Raw genomic sequence first — 24672 nt, forward strand, 5'->3', positions numbered from 1 at the left:
AATACAGCAACATTTCAGAGCGAATAGAGGTTATAAAGCCGAATAGGTGAGAGGGCATTGCGACTCACCTATTCGGCGTGTCTTCTTTATTTTAACAATACACGTCAAAATCTAGCGGATACGAGAAAACTAGTTGGCCGCATAATGGTGAAAGATATTAATTGGTATAGATAGTGAAAATTAATTGATGTTTTTATTTATTCCTCATTTTTTCGAAAATTCAAAATAATATTGAGAAATAAAAATAACTGAAAATACTAATAAAAAAATGTTGTATTTATATAGTGTTGTTCGTTATAATGAACTTAAGGTTTTTAAAAGAGAACGAACATTAGCTAAGCTAATATAGTTTTCTTTATGTCCCTTATTGAAAAATTATAGGGGGAAAAATATAAAAAACAGCTAGGGGGAATTGATTGTGAGTCTGAAAAAGAAATTAGGTATGGGAGTTGCATCAGCAGCATTGGGGTTATCTTTAATTGGTGGAGGAACATTTGCATTCTTTAGTGATAAAGAAGTATCAAATAATACATTTGCAGCTGGGACGCTAGATCTTACATTAAACCCTAAAACGCTTGTAGATATTAAAGATTTAAAACCAGGGGATTCTGTTAAGAAAGAGTTCTTATTAAAGAACAGTGGTACGTTAGCAATTAAAGACGTTAAATTAGCGACAAAGTATAGTATTACAGATGCAAAAGGTGATAATGCTGGTGAAGATTTTGCTAAGCACATTAAAGTAAAATTCCTTTGGAACTGGGATAAGCAAAGTGAGCCTGTATATGAAACAACTTTAGCGGATTTACAAAATGCTGATCCTGATCTTGTAGCTAAAGATATCTTTGCTCCTGAGTGGGGAGAAAAAGGTGGCTTAGAAGCTGGAACAGAAGATTATCTATGGGTACAATTTGTATTTGAAGATGATGGTAAAGACCAAAATAAATTCCAAGGCGACGCATTGAACTTAGAATGGACATTCAATGCTAACCAAACAGATGGCGAAGAAAGATAATAAATAAAAAAAGCGGGGAATCCCCGCTTTTTTTTATAAAGAAAAAAGAAGTGCCGGTTGTAAGCACTTCTTTCTATTTATTATTTTTGATCGTGCTTCCATTTTGTAAACTCAAGAAATTCACGAAATTGTTCTTTGGAGACACCTGAGCTCATCGCATCTTTAACGAGTTGTGTCCATTCGGAGTCTAAGTGATTTTCCTTTGCTGTTTCATCATGAAGTAGAGTATCAACTGGAATTTGTAGAACTGCTGCAATTTTTTCTAGAAACTGAATGGAAGGGTTTTTTTGTAAATTTCGTTCTATAGAACTAATGTAAGATTTAGCAACACCAGCTTTTTCGGCAAGTTCAGTTAATGAAATACCTTTTTGTAAGCGAAGGCGTTTTATACGTTCTCCAATCATATTTGCGCACCTTTCTATCAATATGTAGTCGTCTTATGATGTCATTATTATAACATAAACTTCGTTAAAAAGAACAAGCCTATTGAGCCTGACTGGATGGCTTCATACGTTGGAAAAAATGTTCGATCTCTTGCAGGGCGATACCAGCGTCTAGAGCTTCAAGTATTAAATCAATCCATTCTTGGTCCAGTGCGTCAGTCTTATCTTTGTACAAATGTAATTCCTCCCTAATTATCGGTCATAACTGCTGCTACAGAATATATGATAATGCAATCGCATTTTGTGTTTTATATAGTGAATTATCAAATATTTTGTAGATAAAACAAAGATAAAATCCCCATTAAATTCCCTCTATGGCGATTATAAAGTTTTTGACAAATATTTTCAATATTTTCAGAAAACATTGTTGAATTGTGATATATTCGTATGCTAACTATGGAATTTTTACAAATATATTAAAAACATTACATAATATAACTAAATATTGAAAAAATATTGAATTTTTAATAAAATTCAATTTGTAATACATATTTTTTATTAGGGGAGGAAATAAGGGATGAACAAGAAACCGTTCAAAGTTTTGTCATCAATCGCTTTGACAGCTGTGTTAGGTCTTTCATTCGGAGCGGGTGGCCAGTCTGCATATGCTGAAACACCTGTGAATAAGACAGCTACGAGCCCAGTCGATGATCATTTAATTCCAGAAGAACGTTTAGCAAATGCGCTAAAAAACCGTGGGGTAATTGATTCGAAGGCTTCAGAGACAGAAACAAAGAAAGCCGTCGAAAAATACGTAGAGAACAAAAAGGGTGAAAATCCTGGGAAAGAAGTATCAAATGGGGACCCACTTACGAAAGAAGCATCTGACTTTTTAAAGAAAGTGAAAGATGCGAAAGCGGATACGAAAGAAAAGTTAGACAAACCAGCAACAGGAACACCTGCAGCGACAGGCCCAGTTAAGGGTGGTCTAAATGGTAAAGTACCAACTTCTCCAGCAAAGGGAAAAGAATATAACGGTGAAGTTCGTAAAGATAAAGTACTCGTTTTACTTGTAGAGTACGCTGACTTTAAACATAACAATATTGATAAAGAACCTGGTTATATGTATACTGACGATTTTAACAAAGAACATTATGAAAAAATGTTATTCGGTAATGAGCCATTCGCATTAGAGGATGGCAGCAAAATCGAAACGTTTAAACAATATTACGAAGAGCAATCTGGCGGTAGTTATACAGTAGACGGAACAGTTACAAAATGGTTAACAGTTCCTGGTAAAGCTGCTGATTACGGTGCAGATGGTGCGACAGGTCATGATAATAAAGGACCAAAAGGACCACGTGATTTAGTAAAAGATGCATTAAAAGCAGCTGTAGATAGCGGTATTGATTTATCTGAGTTTGATCAGTTCGATCAATATGATGTAAATGGCGATGGAAATCAAAAACAACCGGACGGTTTAATCGATCACTTAATGATTATCCATGCGGGTGTTGGACAAGAAGCAGGCGGTGGTAAATTAGGTGATGATGCAATTTGGTCACATCGCTGGACTGTTGGACCAAAACCATTCCCAATTGAAGGCACACAAGCGAAAGTTCCATATTGGGGCGGAAAGATCGCAGCATTCGACTACACAATTGAACCAGAAGATGGCGCAGTTGGTGTATTCGCACATGAATATGGTCATGATTTAGGTCTTCCAGATGAGTATGATACAGACTATACTGGTGACGGTGAACCAATTCAAGCTTGGTCTGTTATGAGTGGCGGAAGCTGGGCTGGTAACATTGCAGGAACAACGCCAACGAGTTTCTCACCACAAAATAAAGAGTTTTTCCAAAAAACAATCGGTGGTAACTGGGCAAATATCGTAGAAGTAGATTACGAGAAATTAAATAAAGGTATCGGTCTAGCAACATATTTAGACCAAAGTGTTACGAAATCTAACCGCCCAGGTATGATTCGTGTTAACTTGCCAGATAAAGATATAAAAACAATTGCTCCAGCATTTGGTAAACAGTATTACTACAGCACAAAAGGTGACAATCTTCACACAAAAATGGAGACGCCACTGTTCGATTTAACAAATGCAACGACTGCGAAATTTGATTTCAAGTCATTGTATGAAATTGAAGCAGAGTATGATTTCCTTGAAGTACATGCTGTAACAGAAGATGGTCAACAAACATTAATCGAAAAACTGGGTGAGAAAGCAAATAGTGGAAATGCACATTCAACAAATGGAAAATGGATTGATAAATCATACGATTTAAGCCAATTCAAAGGTAAGAAAGTAAAATTAACATTTGAGTACATTACAGATGGTGGTTTAGCATTAAACGGTTTCCTACTTGATAATGCATCACTAAATGTAGACGGTAAAGTAGTATTCTCTGATGATGCAGAAGGTACACCGCAGTTCAAATTAGATGGATTCGCTGTATCTAATGGAACAGAGAAGAAAAAACATAACTATTATGTAGAGTGGAGAAACTATGCTGGTTCGGATAACGCATTGAAATATGCTCGCGGTCCAGAATACAACACAGGTATGGTTGTATGGTATGCAGACTCAGCTTATACAGATAACTGGGTTGGTTTACATCCAGGACATGGTTTCCTTGGCGTAGTTGATTCTCATCCAGAAGCAATTGTTGGAACTTTAAATGGTAAACCAACAGTAGCAAGTAGTACACGATTCCAAATCGCTGATGCGGCGTTCTCATTTGATAAAACGCCAGCTTGGAAAGTTGTATCTCCAACGCGCGGAACGTATACGTATAATGGCTTAGCAGGCGTACCGAAGTTTGATGATTCGAAAACGTATATTAATAAACAGATTCCAGATGCAGGACGTATTTTACCGAATCTTGGCCTGAAGTTTGAAGTAGTAGGACAAGCTGATGATAATTCTGCAGGTGCTGTTCGTTTATATCGTTAATACAGTAAAACTACCGGGAGATTTTCTTTCGGTAGTTTTTTTTGAGCAATGAATTTTAAATAAAAGAAGAAATTATATATAATGTAACTTTACGAATAGAAATTTATTATATATGAAGTCTATATAAATAATGAAAGAATTGGATAAAAATAGTGGGAGAAGGTGAATGGATGAGTGTTTCTTCTATTGTAAATAAACAAAAAGCATATTTTTATAATGGCCATACGAGAAGTGTAGAAGTGAGAAAGAATAATTTGAAGAAGCTTTATAAAGGCATTCAGCGTTTTGAAGAAGAAATATTTCAGGCATTGAAATTAGATTTAAATAAGTCAGTTCATGAGTCGTTTACAACGGAAGTTGGATATGTATTAAAAGAAATTTCCTTTCAATTGAAGCATATTTCATCGTGGAGTAAACCGAAGCGGGTTCGAACAGCACTCACTCATTTTGGATCAAAGGGGAAAGTAGTACCTGAACCATACGGTGTGACACTTATTATTGCACCGTGGAACTATCCATTTCAATTAGCAATTGCACCTCTTGTAGGAGCGTTGGCGGCTGGAAACACAATTGTTTTAAAGCCGTCAGAGTTAACGCCAAACGTTTCCAAAGTACTTACGAGAATGTTAGAGGAATTATTCCAAGAAGAGCTTGTAGCGGTAGTAGAAGGCGGTGTAGAAGAGAGTACGGCATTGTTAAAGGAACCGTTTGATTATATTTTCTTTACAGGTAGTGTCGGTGTTGGAAAAGTTGTGATGGAAGCAGCAGCGAAACGGTTGACGCCACTCACGTTAGAGCTTGGCGGAAAAAGTCCATGTATTGTACATAAAGATGCAAAAATAGATGTAACAGCAAGAAGAATTGTGTGGGGTAAGTTTTTAAATGCAGGGCAAACGTGTGTAGCGCCTGATTATATGTATGTGCATGCTTCGGTGAAAGAACAGTTAATTGAGGCATTACGACACGAAATTGCGGAGCAGTATGGAAAAGATCCACTGAACAATGACAATTATGTACGAATTGTGACTGAACGTCATTTTGAACGTTTATGTACATTTTTGAAAGATGGTAAAACGGTAATCGGCGGGAACTATAAAAAAGAAACGTTACATATAGAACCAACAGTGTTAACAAATGTTACATGGCAAAGTACTGTTATGGAAGATGAAATTTTTGGTCCGATTTTACCAATTGTAGAATACGACAACATAGAAGAGGTAATTGGCACAATTCAGCAACATCCGAAGCCATTAGCGTTATATGTATTTTCTGAAGATAAAGAAGTACAAAAGAAAGTGACAAGTAATATTTCATATGGCGGAGGCTGTATTAATGATGTTGTCTATCATCTTGCAACGCCATATTTACCTTTTGGTGGTGTTGGAAGTAGTGGATTAGGTAGTTATCATGGGGAAGAAAGTTTTCGGACTTTTTCACATTATAAAAGCATTTTAGCCCAATCTACGGCATTCGATATGAAAATTCGTTACTCTTCTACAAAAAGTGCTTTAAAATTCATACGAAAGTTGTTAAAATGATGATGGTGTTTATCAGTAGGCGTAGCCGTATGATAATAGCCCCTTCGCAATGGAAGGGGTTTTTCTGTTCGACATATGTATCATGCAAAAATGAATCAAACATACTACATAAAGAATAGAAGAGAACGCTGCTAAACAACCATTTTTGTTTGGATCGAAACAAAAAATAGTCTATAGAACATAAATATTTATTCATGAATATAAAAATTAAAATTTAAGGTAGATAGGACGGGAAAATGAAAAAGATTATTAAAGTTGAAGCAGTAGAAAAACATTTTGGAAATCAAGTGATTATCCCACCTCTTTCTTTAGACATTAAAGAAGGGGAATTTTTAACGATTTTAGGGCCGAGTGGTTGCGGGAAAACAACGTTACTTCGTATGATCGCAGGTTTTGAAACGCCAACTAAAGGGAATCTTTTATTAGATGATGAAAAGATTAACGATTTGCCACCATATAAGCGTCATATGAACTTAGTGTTCCAACATTATGCGCTATTCCCACATATGAATGTGGAGAAAAATATTTGTTTTGGTATGAAAATGCAGAAAGTACCGGCAGCAGAACAAAAAGAGCGTGCTGAAGAGGCAATGCGTTTAACGCAGTTACTTGAGTTCCGTAATCGTAAACCTGCAAAGCTTTCTGGTGGACAGCAGCAGCGTGTAGCGATTGCGAGAGCAATTGTAAATAACCCGCGTGTATTATTACTAGATGAGCCACTTGGGGCGTTAGACTTTAAGTTAAGAAAAGATTTGCAACGTGAATTGAAAAACTTACAACGTAATTTAGGAATTACATTCATATACGTAACGCACGATCAAGAAGAAGCGATGAGCATGAGTGATCGTATTGTCGTTATGAATAAAGGACATATTGAACAAATTGGAACGCCGAAAGAAATTTACAATAAGCCGAAAACAATGTTCGTTGCGACATTTATCGGTGAAAATAATATTGTGAAAAACGGGGAAGGCTATGTAGCAATTCGTCCTGAAAACGTAAAGGTACGTTCGGTTGAAGAGCCAATTTTAAAAGAATACCATCTTGGACATATTGAAGACGTTGAGTTTGTTGGAAATATGGAAAAGCTATATGTACGTGACGAGAAAACATCAGAATTACTAATGGCATATCAGACTGCTGAAGAAGCAGCGCAGTGGAGCATTGGAGATAATGTATACGTAGGCTGGGAGCAAGAGGACGAGGTGACCTTAAATTGAAAAAAGGGAAATTACTCGCACTACCGACAGTCGCGTGGCTGTTAATCTTCTTCCTAATTCCCCTTCTGTTTGTATTGGCATTTGCCTTTATGCAGCGCGGGGCATATGGGACAGTGGAAATGCAATTCACGTTAGAGAATATAGCTCGTGTGTTTGATCCACTATACATGGGAACGTTATGGGAAACTGTTAAGATTGCAGTTATTACAACAGTAATCTGTTTAGTAATTGGTTATCCATTTGCTTATACAATTACAATTGTTGATCGTAAATACCGTTCAATTCTTTTATTATTGGCAACGATCCCGTTTTGGATTAACTTCCTTGTTCGTTCATACGCATGGATTGTTATTTTACGTTCACAAGGTCTTGTAAACACATTGCTATTGAAACTAGGTATTATAAGTGAACCTTTAAATTTACTATATAACACACCTTCTGTAATACTCGGAATGGTCTATTCTTTATTACCATTTATGATTTTACCGGTGTATGCAGCGATTGAGCAGCTTGATAAGCGTAAGCTAGAAGCAGCTTATGATTTAGGAGCAACACCAGCAAAGGCATTTTGGAATGTAACAGTACCGATGACGATGTCAGGGATTGCTACTGGTTCTATTTTAGTGTTTGTTTCTTCTATTGGAATGTTTGTTGTATCAGACGTTATGGGTGGATCGAAAGTAGCATTAATCGGAAACGTAATTCAAAATCAATTCTTAGGAGCGCGTGACTGGCCGTTTGGATCTGCGTTATCTATGATTGTTGTTCTATTCTCTGTTCTGTTAATTTACTTATATTATCGTGCAACGAAAGTATATAAATATGATGGGAACGGAGGGGAATAGGCAAAGATGAAGAAGTTTTTAGTTTCTTATTCTTGGTTAATTTTATTGTTCTTGTATTTTCCAATGATGGTTTTAATGGTATATTCCTTCAATGATTCTCGCATTAATGCGGAATGGGAAGGTTTTACATTCCATTGGTATACAGATTTATTTCAAAAGCAAGATGTTATTGATGCGTTTATAAATAGTATGACGATTGCGATCGTAACGACGATTGTAACGACAGTTCTAGGTGTGATTTTCGCAATTGCAGTACATCGTTATAAATATCGTTATGAAGGGGCTATTAACGGTCTTGTGTATTTACCAATTTTAATTCCTGATATTTTAATGGGATTATCTTTACTTATCTTATTTAGTCAATTAGGTATGGAACTTGGCAAAACAACAATTATTATTGCGCACATTACATTTAGTATTTCATTTGTTGTCGTTATTTTAGCAGCACGTCTTTCTGGTATGGGACGTGATTTAGAAGAGGCTGCGAACGATTTAGGAGCAACGCCGTGGCAAACGTTTCGTTATGTAACGTTCCCAGCAATTGCACCAGGAGTTATTTCAGCAGCATTATTAACATTCACATTATCAATTGATGATTTTGTAATTAGTTTCTTCGTATCAGGACCAGGATCAACAACATTGCCATTATACATTTACAGTATGGTTAAGCGCGGAGTATCACCAGAAATTAATGCACTTTCTACAATTTTAATTGTAGCTATCGTCGGATTAATGGTTCTATCTGAAATCTTCCGTAACAAAGGTGCAGATGGTGAAGAAAACTCTGGAGGACACCTTCCTTTATAATACGAACGATATAGAAAGTACGAGGGGGTAATAAACCGATGAAATTAATGAAAAGATTAGCCGGCGCAGCAATTAGCTTTAGCCTTGTTGCTGGTGTACTTGCTGGTTGTGGTGAAAAGAAAGAAGAATTAAACATTTATAGCTGGGCTGACAATTTTGATGAGCAAGTACTAAGAGATTTTGAAAAGAAATATAACGTGAAAGTTAACTATGATAAGTACGCAAGTAACGAAGAAATGCTTGCGAAATTACAAGCTGGTGGCGCGAAGTATGATTTAATTCAGCCGTCTGATTACATGGTTAAAACAATGGCAAAAATGGATTTATTAGCGCCGTTAGATAAAAAGAATATCCCGAATATCGAAAATATGGTTTCTAATTTCAAAACACCTGCGTTTGACCCAGAGAATAAATATTCTTTAGTATATACTTGGGGCGTAACAGGGATTGCGTACAATAAAAAGTATGTGAAAGAAGCACCTACAAGCTGGGCTGATTTATGGAATGAGAAATATAAAGGGCATGTAACTTTATTAAATGATTCTCGTGAAGTGTTAGGAATGGGTCTTAAGAAGCATGGATTCTCAAACAGCACGAAAGACGATGCACAGTTAAAGACAGCTGCAACGGATTTACAGAAGCTACTTCCAAACTTATTAGCATTTGATACAGATAATATTAAACAAAAATTCATTACAGAAGATGCTTGGATTGGAACAGTTTGGTCTGGAGATGCAGCATTTATCGCAAAAGATAATAAAGATGTAGAGTACGTTGTACCAAAAGAAGGCGGCACAATTTGGGCTGATACGTTAGCAATTCCAAAAGGTGCAAAAAACAAAGAGCTTGCAGAGAAGTTTATGAACTACTTACTAGATGAGAAAGTAAGTGTGAAAAACTACGAGTCAATTGGATACAGTAATCCAAATGAAAAAGCTCATCCTCTTCATAGTAAAGAATATCGTGATAACCACATGATCTTCTTAACGAAAGAAGAATTAGATCGTACGGAATGGCTTGTTGATGTAGACGATAAGTTAAAAGACTATGATCGTTACTGGACAGAGTTAAAAACAAAAGGTAAATAAGTAAGGAAATGCGGTTTCTAAAATAGAAATCGCATTTTTTCATAGTAGGAGGAAATCGCTTGAAAAAGAAGTTGCATCAATATGAGGTAGTATGTATCGTGTTATTACTTGCTGTATTTGGCATTGTTGCTTGGCGCGTACATGTGGGTGGCGTTACAGTGATGGATACATATGTCCGAGGATTAGTAAAAGGATTACAAACAGAGGATTCACTTACATTTTTCTCACACTATACAAAATTAGGGTCTGCCATTGGGATCGTAACTACGCTCGTTATAAGTTTACTTGTTTTTTGGAGAAAACGTTATTATGCTGCGATGATCGTATATCCAATGGGCATTTTAATAACACATCTTGTGAATAAAGGGATAAAAGAAGTTGTGAAAAGAGAGCGTCCGTCGTTAAATGAAGCGTTGGATGCTCTTGGATATAGCTTCCCTAGTGGGCATGCAATGTTATCTATTATGACATTCGGGTTTCTTGCTTATATCATTGCGGCAAATTTGAAGAGTGTAACTGGGAAATATGTTATAACAATTTTGATGGGAATAGTAATTGTATTGATTGGATTAAGTAGAGTTATTTTAAATGTACATTATCCAACTGATATTTTAGCTGGTTATTGCGTAGGTGGTATTTTGTTAATTATGACGATTTATTGCCATCGTTTACTTACCGAGAGATTGGGGCTTAATAAAGAGAGATAAAAAAACGTCTGGAAAAACTATCATTATAGTGTTTCCAGACGTTTTTTGTTTGCATGAAGATGTGATACAGTATAAATGACAATTGAATTATGTAAAGTAGGTGAAAATGTATGAAAACAAATGTACATAAAGTAGATAAGTGGGGAAAATTAGGAGTTTTTTTGTATCAGTTTCGTTATACAGTAATTGTAGTGTTAGTTTTACTTGCGGTAGCACTTGGGATTTTTGCTCCAAAGTTACCGGGAGTATTAGGCGGTGATGGTTTCCAAACAGAAGGGGACTATCAAAAAACGAAAGAAATTTTAGATAAAGATTTTAAGAGGTCCCAAGATACGCTCCTACTCGTTTTTGAAAAAAATAAGGGTGTTTCATATGAGGAATTTCAAAAACAAGTAGAGGGTATTGTAAAAAATGTACAAGAGAAAGAGACATATGAATCTTTCCATCATCCAGTGCAAAATAAAGAAATGTTACAAGATGATATCGGCTATGCGACAATTTTATTTTCCGGGAAAACAAATAAGGAACGAATGGAAAAGACATTACAATTTGCTGATAAAATCGAAAAGGAAAGTAATACAGCATTAAAAGTAACGCCTACAGGGTTTCCAAAAATTAATCAAGAAATTAATGAAAGAACGCAAAATGATTTAAAAGTAGCAGAGATGATTGGGTTACCGATTGCATTTCTCGTATTACTATTTTCATTTGGTAGTCTTTTGGCATCTATTTTACCAATTGTAAATGGGGCACTTAGTGTTATTAGTACGATGGGCATATTATACTTTATAGGTAGCGATAAGGAACTATCTATATTTGTGTTAAATGTTGCACCGATGATTGGACTTGCGTTATCTATTGATTTTGCACTATTATTTGTAAATCGCTTTCGAGAGGAAGTTGCAAAGCGAACGGTAAAAGAAGCGATAGCAATTACATATCAGACAGCAGGGCGAGCAATCGTATTTTCAGGATTATGTGTATTTGTTGGATTATCCGGCTTGTTTTTCTTTAAGATTGATTATATTCAGTCTGTCGCAATTAGCGGGATGATTGTTGTGATTATGAGTATTTTATTCTCGCTCACACTTCTCCCAGCGCTATTATCATTAATTGGGAAACGAATATTAAAAAAGAATCAAGTAGCACATACACCGGCAAAGGCGTGGCGTACATTTGCGCAATTTGTAATGAAACATCCAATTGCGATGATTATTGTTGTTACAACATTTATTATTATTTGCTTATTACCATTACGCACTGCGAATTTGCAGTTCCCTGATGTGGAAGCTCTACCTAAACAAAGTGATACAAGACTTGCATATGAGAAGTACGAAGAGGCATTTAATAAAACTGCAAAAAAACATGCTGATGTTACGTTAGTGGTAGAGACGAAAAAAGATATGAAAGAAAAAGAAAGTTTACAAAAGATAGAAGAAGTCGTTCAAAAGTTAAAAGATGATAAGAAAGTATATGAAGTGAGAAGCTTATACGACGGGTTAACTGGTATGAAAGCAGATCAAGTCGCTGGAATGTTAGAGTCGCCAGAAGCAGCGAAACTAGCGCCTATATTTGAAGCATATACGAAAGAGAATAAGACGACGGTAGAAATCTTTTTGAAAACGAAACCACGTACTGAAACTGCTAAACAGTGGGTTCGTGATTTTAAACAAGATTATAAAGAAACAGATGTTACGTATTATTTAGGCGGGATGACGACGTTCCAACAAGAGTTAGAAGATGAAATTAAAGATAAAGTTGCAATTGGTATGTCTGTTATATTTGGATCGACCTTTGTTATATTATTATTTGCATTCCGATCTATACTCATTCCGATTAAGGCGATTATTATGAATATACTTAGTTTAAGCGCAACAATCGGAATCGTTGTTTGGTTATTTGAAGGTGGGCATTTTGGTTTAGAAGCGAGTCCTGTTCTATTTGTCTTACCAATCTTCATTTTCGGTCTCGTATTTGGGCTTAGCATGGATTATGAAGTCTTTCTTATTTCACGTATTCATGAGTTATATGAAGAAACAGGAGATAATGATCAAGCGACGTTAGAAGGGCTTGTGTCAACCAGTAGGATCATTACATCAGCTGCGTTAATTATGATTGTAGTAACAGGTGCGTTCGCCTTTACTGATATTTTACCGGTACGGCAAATGGGGCTTGGCGTTGCATTAGCGATATTCCTTGATGCAACAATTATACGTCTTATGCTCGTACCAAGTTTAATGAAATTATTTGGAGACTGGAACTGGTGGTTACCATTTCGAAAGAAAAGAGAAAAATCATCGTAAAAAATACTCATCTTATAGATGAGTATTTTTTTATGAATAGCAAGACCTACATTTTGCAAATAGTATGTGATAAGAACATTACATATAAGTAGGTGAAGGCAATGTTTCGTTATTTTAAGTTCAAGCTAAATGATACAGTACAGTTTGCAGAAAACGATGGGCATATGTATCGCATTGTCGGTTATCGGTTAGAAAAAGGATTTTATCCAAAAGATGAATGGACTCATATTATTTATGAATTGTTGAGAGATTTTGATGGGTATACGATGGATGCGGAAGAGGAGGAGCTTGTAAAGGTCATTCAAGTAGAGGATGAGTATTACAAAATACAAGAAGTATCGGGCTATCGTTATCCAGTAAAAATGAAGCAAAAACAACAAGTGATGAAAGTAGAAAAAATTGATGACTTATTAGATACGTATAATGATTATAAAAGATTGGCGGATTTCTTTAAAGATTTATCGTATGAACAAAAAGCGGAAGAAGTATTGCAGGAAATGAAAAGACGTAGAGCATGAGCGGGCAGTCTATTATAAGACTGTCCTCTATTTTTGACGGTGCATCAAAGTGTATTTTCCGTTACAATGAGAGAATCAATAGAAATAAGGTGATACAGTATGGAAACGAACAAGAAGGGCGAATGGTGCGAAATTACTGTTCCAGCTACATGGAATGGTATAAGCATTGAGTCGTTATTAAAAATAGAATGGGAAATACCGAAAAAGTTGTTACATCATCTTCGTATGGAGAAAGGTGTTACCGTTAACGGAGAACAGAGAAGATGGAATGATCTTTTAAAAGAAGGCGATAAGTTACAAGTTCATATGTTTATGGAGGAAGAGTACGGTGTGGAGCCTGAATATGGTGAATTAGATGTAGCATATGAAGACGATCACGTACTCATCGTAAATAAGCCGGAGAAGATGGACACACATCCTGCTGAAAAAGGTGGAACGGGAACACTTGCAAACCTCGTTGCCTTTCATTTTCAAATGCAAGGTTTAGAGACGAAGGTTCGTCATATTCATCGGTTAGATAAAGATACGACAGGTGGTGTCGTGTTTGCTAAGCATAGAATTGCTGGTGCAATTATGGATCGTTTATTAATGGAACGAAAAATTAAAAGAACATATGCGGCGCTTGTGGAAGGGAAAGTAAAAAAGAAGCAAGGCACAATTGACGCAGCTATTGGAAGAGACCGTCATCATGCGACGAGAAGACGTGTTTCTCCAAAGGGAGATCAAGCTATAACACATTATAAAGTAGAGAAGTATTTTAAAAACCAAAATGTTACGCTTGTAACGTTACAATTAGAAACAGGTAGAACACATCAAATTCGTGTTCATATGAGTTATAATGACAATCCATTAATTGGGGATGTATTATATGGCGGGCAAACGAAATATATGACAGGGCAAGCATTACATGCGATGAAGATTCACTTCTTACATCCAATCATGAAAGAAGAGATTGAAGTGGATGTGCCATTTCCTGTAAAATTAAATAATACAATGAAAGAATTTCAAAGAATGAATGCGTAAAGTGTAAGTTTAAATTTGAGAAAAATAGATTCTTGCAGGAATTTCTCTAAAAGAAGCGAAGCCGTTAAGAGAAAAGAGAGGTGAGAATCACTTGGTCAAATATAAATATATACTAGGAATATTTTTCGCTTGTCTTTTAGTTACTCTATGCCTCTATCCATATTTACCAAACCTTATGGCAGTACATTGGAATGAAAATGGTGTGGCGAATGAGTTTATGAGTAAACAAGTTGTTTTAGCATTTATTCCTTGTCTTATTATTTTTTTACATGGATTCGTGTATATTATTTCACATAATATATATAAGTTTAATGAGGGCGAGCATGTCATTACAAATGGATTTATAAAAACAATTACTTTATTTATGTTGTTTATCCATATGCTAATTCTTTTTATTAATTTTGAAAGCATGATATCCTTTCAGACAGGACTAACAATTGGAATTAGTATGTTTCTTTTTATGCTTAGTAAAGGGTTTAAAACAGTTAAGAGTACGGAAAAAGACCCGATTAAATTACAAAAAATTCGTTTAGTGAGTAGGCGGATTTTCCAAGTGATGGCATGTAGTATATTATTTTCATTGTTTTTGAACTTGAAATGGGGATTTTATGTGTTGCTTAGTGTAATAAGTTGTGGCTCTATTTTGTTTATGTTCTACATATTGTACTCATATATAATAGAAAGTTATGAAACATAAAAAAGGGTCTTCTCATCATGAGAAGACCCTTTTAATCTATTTATTTCGTAATAAATTGTTGTGTCCAGTAGTTGCCGCTCTCTACATAGCCAACACCGATGTGAGTGAATCCGTTATTTAAGATGTTTGCACGGTGTCCAGCACTGTTCATCCAAGCTTGTACTACTTCTTCAGGTGAACGTTGGCCTTGAGCGATGTTTTCACCTGCAGATGTATAAGAAATACCAAATTTCTTCATCATGTCAAACGGAGACCCGTATGTAGGGCTATTATGATCAAAGTAGTTGTTTTTTTGCATATCTTCAGACTTGATACGTGCTACTTTGCTTAATTCAGTATCGATTTTTAGTGCTGGTAAGCCTTGTTTTGCACGTTCAGCGTTTGTTAATTCAACAACACGTTGTTCGAATTCGCTTAAAGATTTTGCTTCTTCAGCAGGCTTTTGCTCAGCAGGTTTTTGTTCAGCAGGTTTTTGAGTATTGTTGTTTTCAGCAGGTTTTTGAGCTTCTGGTTTTTGAACTTCTTCAGCAGGCTTTTGCTCAACTGGTTTTTGCTCAGCAGGCTTTTGAGTTTCTGGCTTAGCTGTTGGTTGCTCAATTACAACATTTTCAGTTGGTTGTTGACCAGGAATGAAGCAGTTTGGTTGGAAATTACCTTGTTGCCATTGTGCTAATGACTCAACGCCCATAGATTGTAAGAATGCTTGTAATTCTTGTTGGCTCATTTGCTTCATCATCACTTTTGAATGCTGAATATTTTGAACCTTTATGTTAGATGGTTGTACTGTTGCAGCTTGTGCATCTAAAGATGATACTCCTAAAGTAAGAGCTGTTGCAGCAGCTACAGATAATAAAACACGGTTTTTCATGATGTGTGTCCCCCTATATAAAGTTTTAATTTGTTTTCACACGATTTGTTTTGACAGCCTGTCTGACTGACCAATTCATCGTAGCATACAATTTACGAGAAAAAAGATGGAAAAAAATTCATAGACTTTAAAATTACCTAATTTATCCTAAGTGAAGAAAAGGGAGAAAATAAGAGAAACATAGAGTATAAAAGGAATTTTCAGCATTTTTATACTTCGTTTTAAGCGGGGATTTCTGGATAAATGTACCTATATTGAAAATGAAGAATCCTATTGTATCAATGATTTGAGCGTTTTTTTGAGGAATATACTGGATTGATTTTTACAAAACTGTAATGTTTCTGTTGTTCTTTTTTATAATAAAGTAACATATTCTTAATCTTGTAGCGGACAAAAAAGCGGCTATCTCTTTACATAGACGAAGGAGATAGCCGTTTTCCTATTATTACGTATGTTACGAGTTATTACGAGTTGGTTTCAATTGCTTCTAATAATAAATCTACAACGTGAATTCCTCTCATTTTATGAGAAAGTCCTTCTCGTTCAATGCCTAATTTCATTTGTAGTAGACAACCTGGATTTGCAGTAACAATAGTTGCTGCTTCTGTTTCATGTACACGATCCATTTTATAATCTAGAAATTCCATGGATAGTTCTGAATGAACAATATTGTAAATACCAGCAGAACCACAGCAGCGATCAGCATCTTTCATTTCACGGTATGTTGCGCCTTGAATTGCTTCTAGTAACATACGAGGTTCTGAAGATGTTCGCATAACATTGCGTAAATGACAAGAGTCTTGATACGTAATAATTTGCGGTGTGAGTCGTAAGTCAGTTCGTTTATGGAAATCTAGTTCTACTAGAATAGCGGTAATATCTTTAATTTTAGAAACAAACTGCTTTGCACGTTCTGCCCACTGTGGATCGTCTTTTAAAAGATAATCGTAGTCTACGAGGTAAGCTCCGCAACCACCAGCATTGGTAATAATATAGTCGATATTTAAATCTTCGAATGCTTTTATATTGAGTTTTGCTAATTCTTTTGCTCCACTTTTCTCACCAGCATGCCCATGTAATGCCCCGCAGCAACTTTGTGTTTTCGGAATAACGATATCGCAACCAGCTAACTGAAGAAGTTTCATCGTTGCGTTATTTGTTTCTAAAAACATCGTATCCATTAAACAGCCCGTGAAGAATGCAACTTGTTTCTTTTTTGTACTTTCAGCGGGTAAAAATTCAGGACGATCTTTCATTGCTTTCATTTTAGGGACTTTTGGTAAAACGAGATCCATTGTTGCAAGTGTTTCAGGGAATAACTTCATGATCCCTGTTTTATGTGTTAGCGTTTGTAAACCAGAACGCTGATAAAATCCGATTAGTCCTGTTAAAGTTCTCATTCGATTTTGATGCGGGAATAGTCCTTCAAAAACGATTTTACGAACGGCTCTCACTGGCACCGAGAACTTTTTATTTTGATTTATAATATTACGAGCTTCTTCTAATAAATGTCCATAATTCACACCAGATGGACAAACAGGTTCACAAGCACGGCAGCCGAGGCAAACATTTAATGTGTTTTCAACATCTTCATCTGGCTCAATTAAACCGTCAACGACCGCTTTCATTATTGCGATACGTCCTCGTGGTGAATGTGATTCTTTATATCCAGATTGGATGTAAGTAGGACAAGTTGGTAAGCAGAAACCGCATCGCATACAGTTTAGTAGTTCATCTTCACTTAATCGTTCTTTAAATTCCTTTTGAATGTTTTCTTTATTTAATGTTGTCATCGTTCAACCACCACTCTTTTGCGAGTGTCTTTCGCGAACATCTTGCCTGGATTCATAATGTTATTTGGGTCGAAGGCTTGTTTAATTCCTTGCATAGCAGCAATACCTTCTTTACCTAATTTCATTTCTAAATAAGGAGCTTTCATCGCACCAACACCATGTTCACCAGTAATTGTGCCACCAAGTTCGATTGCTTTCGTAAATATTTCAGCAAAGGCTTGTTCAGCCCTGTGCATTTCTTCTTCATTACGAGCATCTGTCATACAAGTTGGATGTAGGTTGCCATCGCCAGCATGCCCAAACGTACAAATAGGAATATTATATTTTTTGGCAATGGCATTAATAGCTTCAACCATCGGAGCAATCTGTGAACGTGGTACCGTTGCATCTTCCAATATTGTTGTAGGTTTTAGTCTTGCAAGTGCTGATAGTGCACTACGGCGAGCTGTCCGAAGTGCATCTGCTTCCGCTTCATCTTTTGCAACGCGAACATCGACTGCATTCATAGAACGACAAACGTTAGCCATTTTTTCAATATCTCGATTGACAACTTCGGGCGGGCCGTCTTGTTCGATTAATAAAATTGCTTTTACGTCAGTTGGTAAACCGATTTGTGCAAATTCTTCTACTACCTCGATTGTTGGCTGATCTAAAAACTCAAGTGTCGCTGGAATGATTTTATTTGCAATAATAGAAGAAACAGCACGTGCAGCTTCATTAATATCTTCATATAGTGCAAGCATCGTTTTCTTCGTTTCAGGCATAGGAACAAGTTTTAATATGGCTTCAGTTACGACGCCAAGCGTTCCTTCAGAACCGATAAATAAACGAGTTAAATCGTAACCAGCTACATCTTTTGCTAATTTACCACCAGTACGAATAATATCGCCATTTGGTAGGACAAGTTCAAGACCCATCACATAATCACGTGTTACGCCATATTTTAATCCGCGTAATCCACCTGAGTTTTCATTAATGTTACCGCCGATTGTAGAAATTTTCATTGAGCTTGGATCTGGTGGGTAAAATAAACCCTTTTCTTCTACCGCTTTAATAATATCAAGCGTAATAACACCAGCTTGTACAGTAATTGTTAAATTCTCTTCATCAATTTCTAAAATGTTATTCATATGGCGGAAGATAAGGACGATACCGCCTTCAAGTGGACATGTCCCTGCGCAAAGGTTTGTGCCAGAACCACGAACATATACAGGAATTTTGTGAGTGTTACATACTTTTAACACGTCAGCTAATTCATTTGTATTACGAGGAGCAATGACTGCATCAGGCATTGCTTGGAAGTTTGGAGTGGCATCATAACTATACGTTAAACGCCCCATATTGGATGTATCTACATTATCTTTGCCAACAATGGATACGAATGAATGAATAATTTGCTTTTCTAACATTGGAAATCCCCCTCAAACTGTTAACGTAATTAGTCATAATAAAAAACGTTGTCACAGTGCTTTCATTATAATGATAAAAAAGTTGAGGGATTCTTTCTATGTATAATCATCTAAAGATTAATCTATTTTATCGTTCTTTTTTGTATAATTATCTAATAAGAGGAGCGAGAAGTATAAAATGTTTAAGTCTTTGAATTGTTTCGGGTCAAGTCCTGTATGCTCCTCAATCTTTTTAAGTCTGTAATGCAATGTGTTAATGTGTATATGTAATTGTTCAGCTGTTTGTTTATAGGATTGGTTATAATCAATAAATAAGCGTAAAGTGTGCATAAGCTCAGGAGATGATAGTAAGTTTTCGATGGTGCGCCTTAGAAACTGTTCCCGCGTTTCAGTAGAAATATCTTGTAAGCACATTTCTAAACGTAAATCTTCATTAAATACAATTTTTTTCGTTTCAAGTGATACAGAAAGAGCTTGTAATGCTTGCTCGTACGATAAGTTCATATTGCTTGGTGTAGCGGATTTTCCAATCCCAATATATAAAGGAATAGAAAACAAAGTTTCACAGTCTTGTTTTAATCTTTTTAAAAATTGATACGTTTGCTCTTTGGAGTTTGTGGCTGTAAATAAAATGAATCGATCATTTCCCCAGCGAACAAATAGATGCTCCTTTGTTAATAGATTGCGTACGTGTTGCCAAATCTTACGCTGAAGCATCGTGTCATTTTGATCGATAGAGAACAAAATAAGTTGTTTCTTCTTATATAAATCAATACCAAGTGTTTTTGCGCGATCGAGAAAGCTTGGAGACCAGTCTGTATTTTGGAGCCAATCAAAGACAAATGCTTCATAAGAACGGTGTTCAAGTTCTAGTTGTTCTAAAAAGTAGTTTTCGTGAATGAGTAGTTCGGTCATTTTACGTAATATTTCTCCGTATTGTGAAATATTTTCAGGTTCGCCTGTAATTCCAATGACACCAATTACTTCGTCATGGAATAGTAAAGGGAGGTTCATACCCGCCTTTACGCCTTGCAAACGTTGTTCATCTTTTTTTGTAATAATGACAGTTTTCTTTTGTTTTGCACAGCGGAGTGCACCTTCATGAAATTGACCAATTCTTTCTATATCTGTACTTGCGATAATAACCCCTTGTATATTAATGATAATGATATTTTCTTTAATTAATCTGCGTACTTCTCGTACAATTTTATTCGCTAAATCAGGAAAAAGCATAATTTGCACACCTCAAATTCTATTTGTTGTACATTATATATGTAATTGAAGTAAGAAAGGAAAATTTCACACTTTCCACACATTTATTTGTTATTTTACAATTATAACGAAATCATCCGAAGATGGAGGGAATCTTTTGAGAAAGTATGTTTTTCTTCTCTGTTTTTTATTTCTATTAGTAGGGTGTCAAGGAAGTTCATATGCACCGATTGCTAAAGATAAAAGTGTTATTATAACAACGAATATAAAAGAAGGTAGTATTAGTTTTGTTGATAAACAAACTAAAAAGTTAATTACGACATGGGAACTTAATGAGCCAATGGCAGGAGTTGCACTACTTCCAAACGGCGAGGACATACTTGTATATGGCAAGCAGTTAGAGTACATGTATGTATATTCACTAACAGAAGGAAGGCAAGTGGACAAATATAACACTGGAAAAGGTATTGTAAATGTGATTGTATCCGAAGATAAAAAGCAATTATTTGCTGCCGATCAAACTGCTCAAAAGGTAAGGTTCTTTACGATAAAAGGGAAAGAGACAGGGAGTGTATCAACAGGAAAAGGACCAATAACGATGGTAGAGCACCATAACCAGTTATCTGTATTAAACTTTTATGATACGAAGCTAACGACCATTGATACAAAGAAAAAAGAAATGATACAATCCTTTATGATTCCCCCAGCATCAACGGGAGCGACAATTAGCCCAGATGGGAAAGAAATATGGATTGGCGGACATGGTGATGGAAATCAAGTCAATGAAAAAGTATTAGTGTATTCATTGCAGAGCGGAGAAATGGTACGTTCTTTACATGCTCCGTTTATGCCTGTGAATATAACGAAGGATAGTAAGTATGTATATGCATTAAGTCACGGTTCGAATACGCTTAGAAAGTTTGATGTTAGCACGTATACAGAGGTGGCTTCTGTAGAAGTAGGATCGAACCCATTTGCATTTTTGAAGAGCGGAGCAGAAGGATATGTAGCAAGCTATGATAGTGATGAAGTGTGTGTCATGGATATGAAGAATTTGAAAATAAAACAAACAATTAAAGTCGGAAAAGGGCCGTTTCAACTCATAGAGAGGGAAGGGAAGGACAATGAGTAAATATAGGGTGCTAGTTGTAGATGATGAAAGTGATATGAGGCAGCTTGTTGGAATGTACTTAGATAATTTCGGATACGAGTGGGGAGAAGCTGAAAATGGAAAAGAGGCTCTAAAAAAATTAGAGACGGATCATTATGATTTCGTTGTATTAGATATTATGATGCCAGAAATGGATGGACTTTCAGTTTGTAAAGAAATTAGAAAAACGTCGGATGTACCAATTATATTTTTAACAGCAAAAGGTGAAGAGTGGAATAGGGTGAACGGCTTACGTATGGGAGCAGATGATTATATTGTAAAGCCATTTAGTCCTGGAGAACTAATTGCTCGTATGGAAGCTGTGTTAAGACGTTATACAAAGCAAGAGCAACAAGAGGAGATTCAGTTTGGACCGATCCTTATTAATGAAAAAAGTAGGAAGATTGAGGCTGATGGTGAGCCGATTTCTCTTACAGTAAAAGAGTTTGATTTACTCTATTTTCTTTGCCAACATACAGGGCAAGTATTTAGCCGGGAACAATTGCTGGAAAAGGTATGGGGATATGATTATGCCGGAAGTACAAGAACAGTAGATACGCACGTGAAAACGATGCGTTTGAAGCTTGGAGAAAGTGGAAACTACATTCAAACGGTTTGGGGTGTAGGCTATAAATTTGAGGTGTAACGTATGTTTACGATGGTACAGAAGCTTTGGCTTACAGTAGTATGTGCAGTATGTGTAACAGTTTCCTTTCTTTATTTTGTATCTTTATATTCGTATGAAAAACTATACGTTGATAATTTAAAAGATTCATTAGTAATGGAAGGGAAGCGTCTTGCTGCGCAATATGATAAGCGTGAAGGAATAGCAACTTTTGAAGAGAAAGTAAGAGCATTTGATCAAATATCTAGTTCAGACGTTCTTTTCGTATCTAACCCGCGTGATTTAAGCGCATGTTTACCTTTTGATGTGCATCATCATTCCCTTATAAGTGAAGGGGACAGGCAAGCGTTATTAGATGGAAAAACTGTGACAAAGATAGGATATGAGGAACATTTTGACCGTAATATTATGGGGGTTGTCATCCCTGTTTTAGAAAATAAAAAATTAGTTGGCATTGTATATTCTTATATTCCTTTAAAAAGTATAAAAGACTTAATATATGATATGGGCCTTATTTTAGCACCGTTAGCACTTGCTATGACTTTACTGACAATATGGATTGGTAGAAAGATTATTATTGCTATCACGAGACCGCTTTCGCAAATGGAACGAGTTGCCAATCATTTGGCTACGGGAGATTTCTCAGAACGGATTACAATTTCTTCCGAAGATGAAATTGGACGATTAGGAAAAGCATTTAATAAAATGGCAAATTCTTTAGAGACAGAAGACGTAAAGCGAAAGGAATTTTTAGCTAACGTTTCGCATGAATTAAGAACACCGCTTAGTTATATAAAAGGATATAGTGAGGCTATTTTAGATGGTGTAGCGAAGGGGCCACAGCAGGAAAAAGTAACACAGCTCATTCATAAAGAAGCGGGGCGTATGCAGCGTCTCGTTCATGATTTATTAGATTTAGCACAATTAGAAGGTGAACATTTTCCGCTAAAGAAACAACCTATCGTTTTTTCACAACTGATTGAAGATGTGTTAGATACGTATGAGATTAAGTTTATAGAAAAGAAAATTCGTATTTCAACAAATCTAAATCCAGAAATCATTGTAATGATTGATGAGGATCGTATGCAACAAGTGCTTCATAACGTGTTAGATAATGCGATACGGTATACAAATCAAAACGGGGATATTCTGATAACACTCAGGCAGATAGATGATTACTGTGAATTGAACATAAAAGATACAGGAATCGGTATTGAAACAGAGCATTTAGAAAATCTTGGCGAACGTTTTTACCGCGTTGATAAAGCGAGAAGTCGTCAACATGGTGGAACAGGTTTAGGCCTTGCTATTGTCAGACAAATTGTTCATATACATGATGGACAGTGGCGAATTGAAAGTGAAAAAGGGAATGGAACGACAGTTAGTATTAAATTGAAAGTACAGGATGAGGGGAGCATGTTCTAATTTTTAGAGCATGCTTTTTATATTGAAGACAAAAGTTATACGTAAAGATATAAATTAATATGAAATAAATATCGGAATTTTGACGATTTTATGAACAAAACATTTGTACTTCTTACCAATTCGTTCTAAAATAGTTATGATGCAAAGTTCTTATAAATCGTTTCAATTGTTGTTTGGAAGATACTGAGGTGATTTAACTGGAGTACAAATCTATTAAACCGAAAAAAATTTACGAAGAAGTATCTGAAGCTATTTTAACAATGATTAAAAATGGTACGTTAAAACCTGGTGACAAACTACTTCCTGTACATCAATTAGCTGAGCAGTTTCAAGTTGGTAGATCTGCTGTTCGTGAAGCGTTAAGTGCGCTAAGAGCAATGGGCTTAATTGAGATGAAACAAGGAGAAGGTACATATGTGAAGAATTTCGATTCTTCTTCATTAACAAAATCATTAAACAATAAATTATTAATGAAGAAAGAAGATATTTTGAACTTATTAGAAGTACGAAAGGTGCTTGAAGTGGGGGCAGTTCGAGCAGCTGCGGCAAAACGTACAGAAGATAATTTGCAAAATATGAAGCATTGGTTAGATGAAATGGCAAAGAGCATTGGAGATGAAAAGGCTGGTGAAAAAGCAGATTTTCAGTTCCATATGGGAATTGCGGAGTCTTCGCATAACAACATTTTGCTTGAACTCATGAATCACGTTTCAGAGATGATCGCTGAAACGATTGGTGAATCAAGACGCATTATTTTATATGGTGAACAAACAACATCAGAACGACTTATAGAAGAGCATCAAGTTATATATGATGCAGTGTTAAAGCAAGATGTAGAATTAGCGCAGCAAGCAATGCTAGATCATTTAACAAATGTAGAACATATTGTCACAGGTAAAAACGATATAAATTCGTAATTTAATCTTTTAAAAATCAAATTTTTTGATAAAATAGAGAGAGATTAAGTAAGCGTTTTCTTTAGAAGAGGGAGAGGATAGGCCGTGGTTGAGTCTACTTCTTCTTTCCTTAGTCATCTGATGACCATATGTTTGTTGGTGGAGTTGTAAAAAGGGGGAGTAATAAT

22 protein-coding genes are annotated in these 24672 nt (G+C 35.8%); 16 read left to right on the forward strand and 6 right to left on the reverse strand.

Annotated elements, in window-relative coordinates; translation table 11 throughout:
• The first annotated feature begins 418 nt into the window (after positions 1–418).
• The gene (gene calY, locus KZZ19_RS06435) at positions 419–1012 is read left to right on the forward strand and encodes a biofilm matrix protein CalY (RefSeq protein ID WP_237979911.1); all 594 of its coding nucleotides are present in this window, start codon (positions 419–421) and stop codon (positions 1010–1012) included.
• 80 nt (positions 1013–1092) lie between these two features.
• Here calY and KZZ19_RS06440 read toward each other — a convergent pair whose 3' ends face one another.
• Together KZZ19_RS06440 and KZZ19_RS06445 are read right to left on the reverse strand one after the other, a co-directional pair.
• A complete protein-coding gene (locus KZZ19_RS06440; protein ID WP_000578867.1) occupies positions 1093–1416 on the reverse strand; it encodes a helix-turn-helix domain-containing protein in 324 nt (107 codons plus the stop codon).
• A gap of 79 nt (positions 1417–1495) precedes the next feature.
• Positions 1496–1630 (reverse strand): anti-repressor SinI family protein, encoded by a 135-nt coding sequence (locus tag KZZ19_RS06445; RefSeq protein WP_088095618.1) that lies wholly within the window; start codon positions 1628–1630, stop codon positions 1496–1498.
• Positions 1631–1972: 342 nt separating this feature from the next.
• On the opposite strand from KZZ19_RS06445, the gene inhA1 reads away from it, so the two are divergent.
• From inhA1 to KZZ19_RS06500, 11 genes are all read left to right on the forward strand, one after another.
• Positions 1973–4360, forward strand: a complete 2388-nt coding sequence (inhA1, locus tag KZZ19_RS06450; RefSeq protein WP_001035922.1) for a M6 family metalloprotease immune inhibitor InhA1 — start codon at positions 1973–1975, stop codon at positions 4358–4360.
• A 170-nt stretch (positions 4361–4530) separates the two neighbouring features.
• Entirely contained in the window at positions 4531–5898 is a 1368-nt protein-coding gene (locus KZZ19_RS06455; protein WP_237979912.1) for an aldehyde dehydrogenase, read from the forward strand.
• Between the two features lie 236 nt (positions 5899–6134).
• A complete protein-coding gene (gene potA, locus KZZ19_RS06460) occupies positions 6135–7118 on the forward strand; it encodes a spermidine/putrescine ABC transporter ATP-binding protein PotA (protein WP_000720323.1) in 984 nt (327 codons plus the stop codon).
• A complete protein-coding gene (potB, locus tag KZZ19_RS06465; protein WP_000715495.1) occupies positions 7115–7963 on the forward strand; it encodes a spermidine/putrescine ABC transporter permease PotB in 849 nt (282 codons plus the stop codon). Before potA ends, potB begins: the two co-directional genes overlap by 4 nt.
• Before the next feature lie 6 nt (positions 7964–7969).
• Entirely contained in the window at positions 7970–8770 is an 801-nt protein-coding gene (gene potC / locus KZZ19_RS06470; RefSeq protein ID WP_088095621.1) for a spermidine/putrescine ABC transporter permease PotC, read from the forward strand.
• A gap of 38 nt (positions 8771–8808) precedes the next feature.
• A complete protein-coding gene (potD, locus tag KZZ19_RS06475; protein WP_000772504.1) occupies positions 8809–9858 on the forward strand; it encodes a spermidine/putrescine ABC transporter substrate-binding protein PotD in 1050 nt (349 codons plus the stop codon).
• 59 nt (positions 9859–9917) lie between these two features.
• A complete protein-coding gene (locus KZZ19_RS06480) occupies positions 9918–10565 on the forward strand; it encodes a phosphatase PAP2 family protein (RefSeq protein ID WP_237979913.1) in 648 nt (215 codons plus the stop codon).
• 110 nt (positions 10566–10675) lie between these two features.
• Positions 10676–12868 (forward strand): MMPL family transporter, encoded by a 2193-nt coding sequence (locus KZZ19_RS06485; RefSeq protein ID WP_237979914.1) that lies wholly within the window; start codon positions 10676–10678, stop codon positions 12866–12868.
• Positions 12869–12969: 101 nt separating this feature from the next.
• Entirely contained in the window at positions 12970–13386 is a 417-nt protein-coding gene (locus KZZ19_RS06490; protein ID WP_000490295.1) for a hypothetical protein, read from the forward strand.
• A 99-nt stretch (positions 13387–13485) separates the two neighbouring features.
• Entirely contained in the window at positions 13486–14409 is a 924-nt protein-coding gene (locus tag KZZ19_RS06495) for an RluA family pseudouridine synthase (RefSeq protein ID WP_237979915.1), read from the forward strand.
• Positions 14410–14500: 91 nt separating this feature from the next.
• Positions 14501–15106, forward strand: a complete 606-nt coding sequence (locus KZZ19_RS06500; RefSeq protein WP_237979916.1) for a DUF1648 domain-containing protein — start codon at positions 14501–14503, stop codon at positions 15104–15106.
• A 40-nt stretch (positions 15107–15146) separates the two neighbouring features.
• Here the strand turns inward: KZZ19_RS06500 and KZZ19_RS06505 are convergent, their stop codons facing one another.
• The 4 genes from KZZ19_RS06505 to KZZ19_RS06520 all read right to left on the reverse strand — a co-directional run bounded on the left by KZZ19_RS06505 (position 15147) and on the right by KZZ19_RS06520 (position 20409).
• A complete protein-coding gene (locus tag KZZ19_RS06505) occupies positions 15147–15974 on the reverse strand; it encodes a CAP domain-containing protein (protein ID WP_226545690.1) in 828 nt (275 codons plus the stop codon).
• A gap of 464 nt (positions 15975–16438) precedes the next feature.
• Complete coding sequence (locus KZZ19_RS06510; protein WP_237979917.1) at positions 16439–17767, reverse strand: (Fe-S)-binding protein; 1329 nt, start codon at positions 17765–17767, stop codon at positions 16439–16441.
• Complete coding sequence (glcD, locus tag KZZ19_RS06515) at positions 17764–19176, reverse strand: glycolate oxidase subunit GlcD (protein WP_237979918.1); 1413 nt, start codon at positions 19174–19176, stop codon at positions 17764–17766. Before glcD ends, KZZ19_RS06510 begins: the two co-directional genes overlap by 4 nt.
• A gap of 117 nt (positions 19177–19293) precedes the next feature.
• Positions 19294–20409, reverse strand: a complete 1116-nt coding sequence (locus tag KZZ19_RS06520) for a CdaR family transcriptional regulator (RefSeq protein WP_237979920.1) — start codon at positions 20407–20409, stop codon at positions 19294–19296.
• 136 nt (positions 20410–20545) lie between these two features.
• Between KZZ19_RS06520 and KZZ19_RS06525 the strand changes: the two genes are divergently transcribed.
• From KZZ19_RS06525 to KZZ19_RS06540, 4 genes are all read left to right on the forward strand, one after another.
• Positions 20546–21520, forward strand: coding sequence for a YncE family protein (locus KZZ19_RS06525; protein ID WP_237979922.1), 975 nt, complete (start codon positions 20546–20548; stop codon positions 21518–21520).
• A complete protein-coding gene (locus KZZ19_RS06530; protein ID WP_000049878.1) occupies positions 21513–22184 on the forward strand; it encodes a response regulator transcription factor in 672 nt (223 codons plus the stop codon). The genes KZZ19_RS06525 and KZZ19_RS06530 overlap by 8 nt, the downstream gene beginning before the upstream one ends.
• 3 nt (positions 22185–22187) lie before the next feature.
• On the forward strand, positions 22188–23588 hold the full coding sequence (locus tag KZZ19_RS06535; protein ID WP_098343212.1) for a sensor histidine kinase: 1401 nt from the start codon (positions 22188–22190) through the stop codon (positions 23586–23588).
• 227 nt (positions 23589–23815) lie between these two features.
• Entirely contained in the window at positions 23816–24505 is a 690-nt protein-coding gene (locus KZZ19_RS06540) for a FadR/GntR family transcriptional regulator (RefSeq protein ID WP_254913065.1), read from the forward strand.
• Positions 24506–24672: the final 167 nt, after the last annotated feature.

The organism is Bacillus thuringiensis, from assembly GCF_022095615.2.
Taxonomy (GTDB): Bacteria; Bacillota; Bacilli; order Bacillales; family Bacillaceae_G; genus Bacillus_A; species Bacillus_A cereus_AG.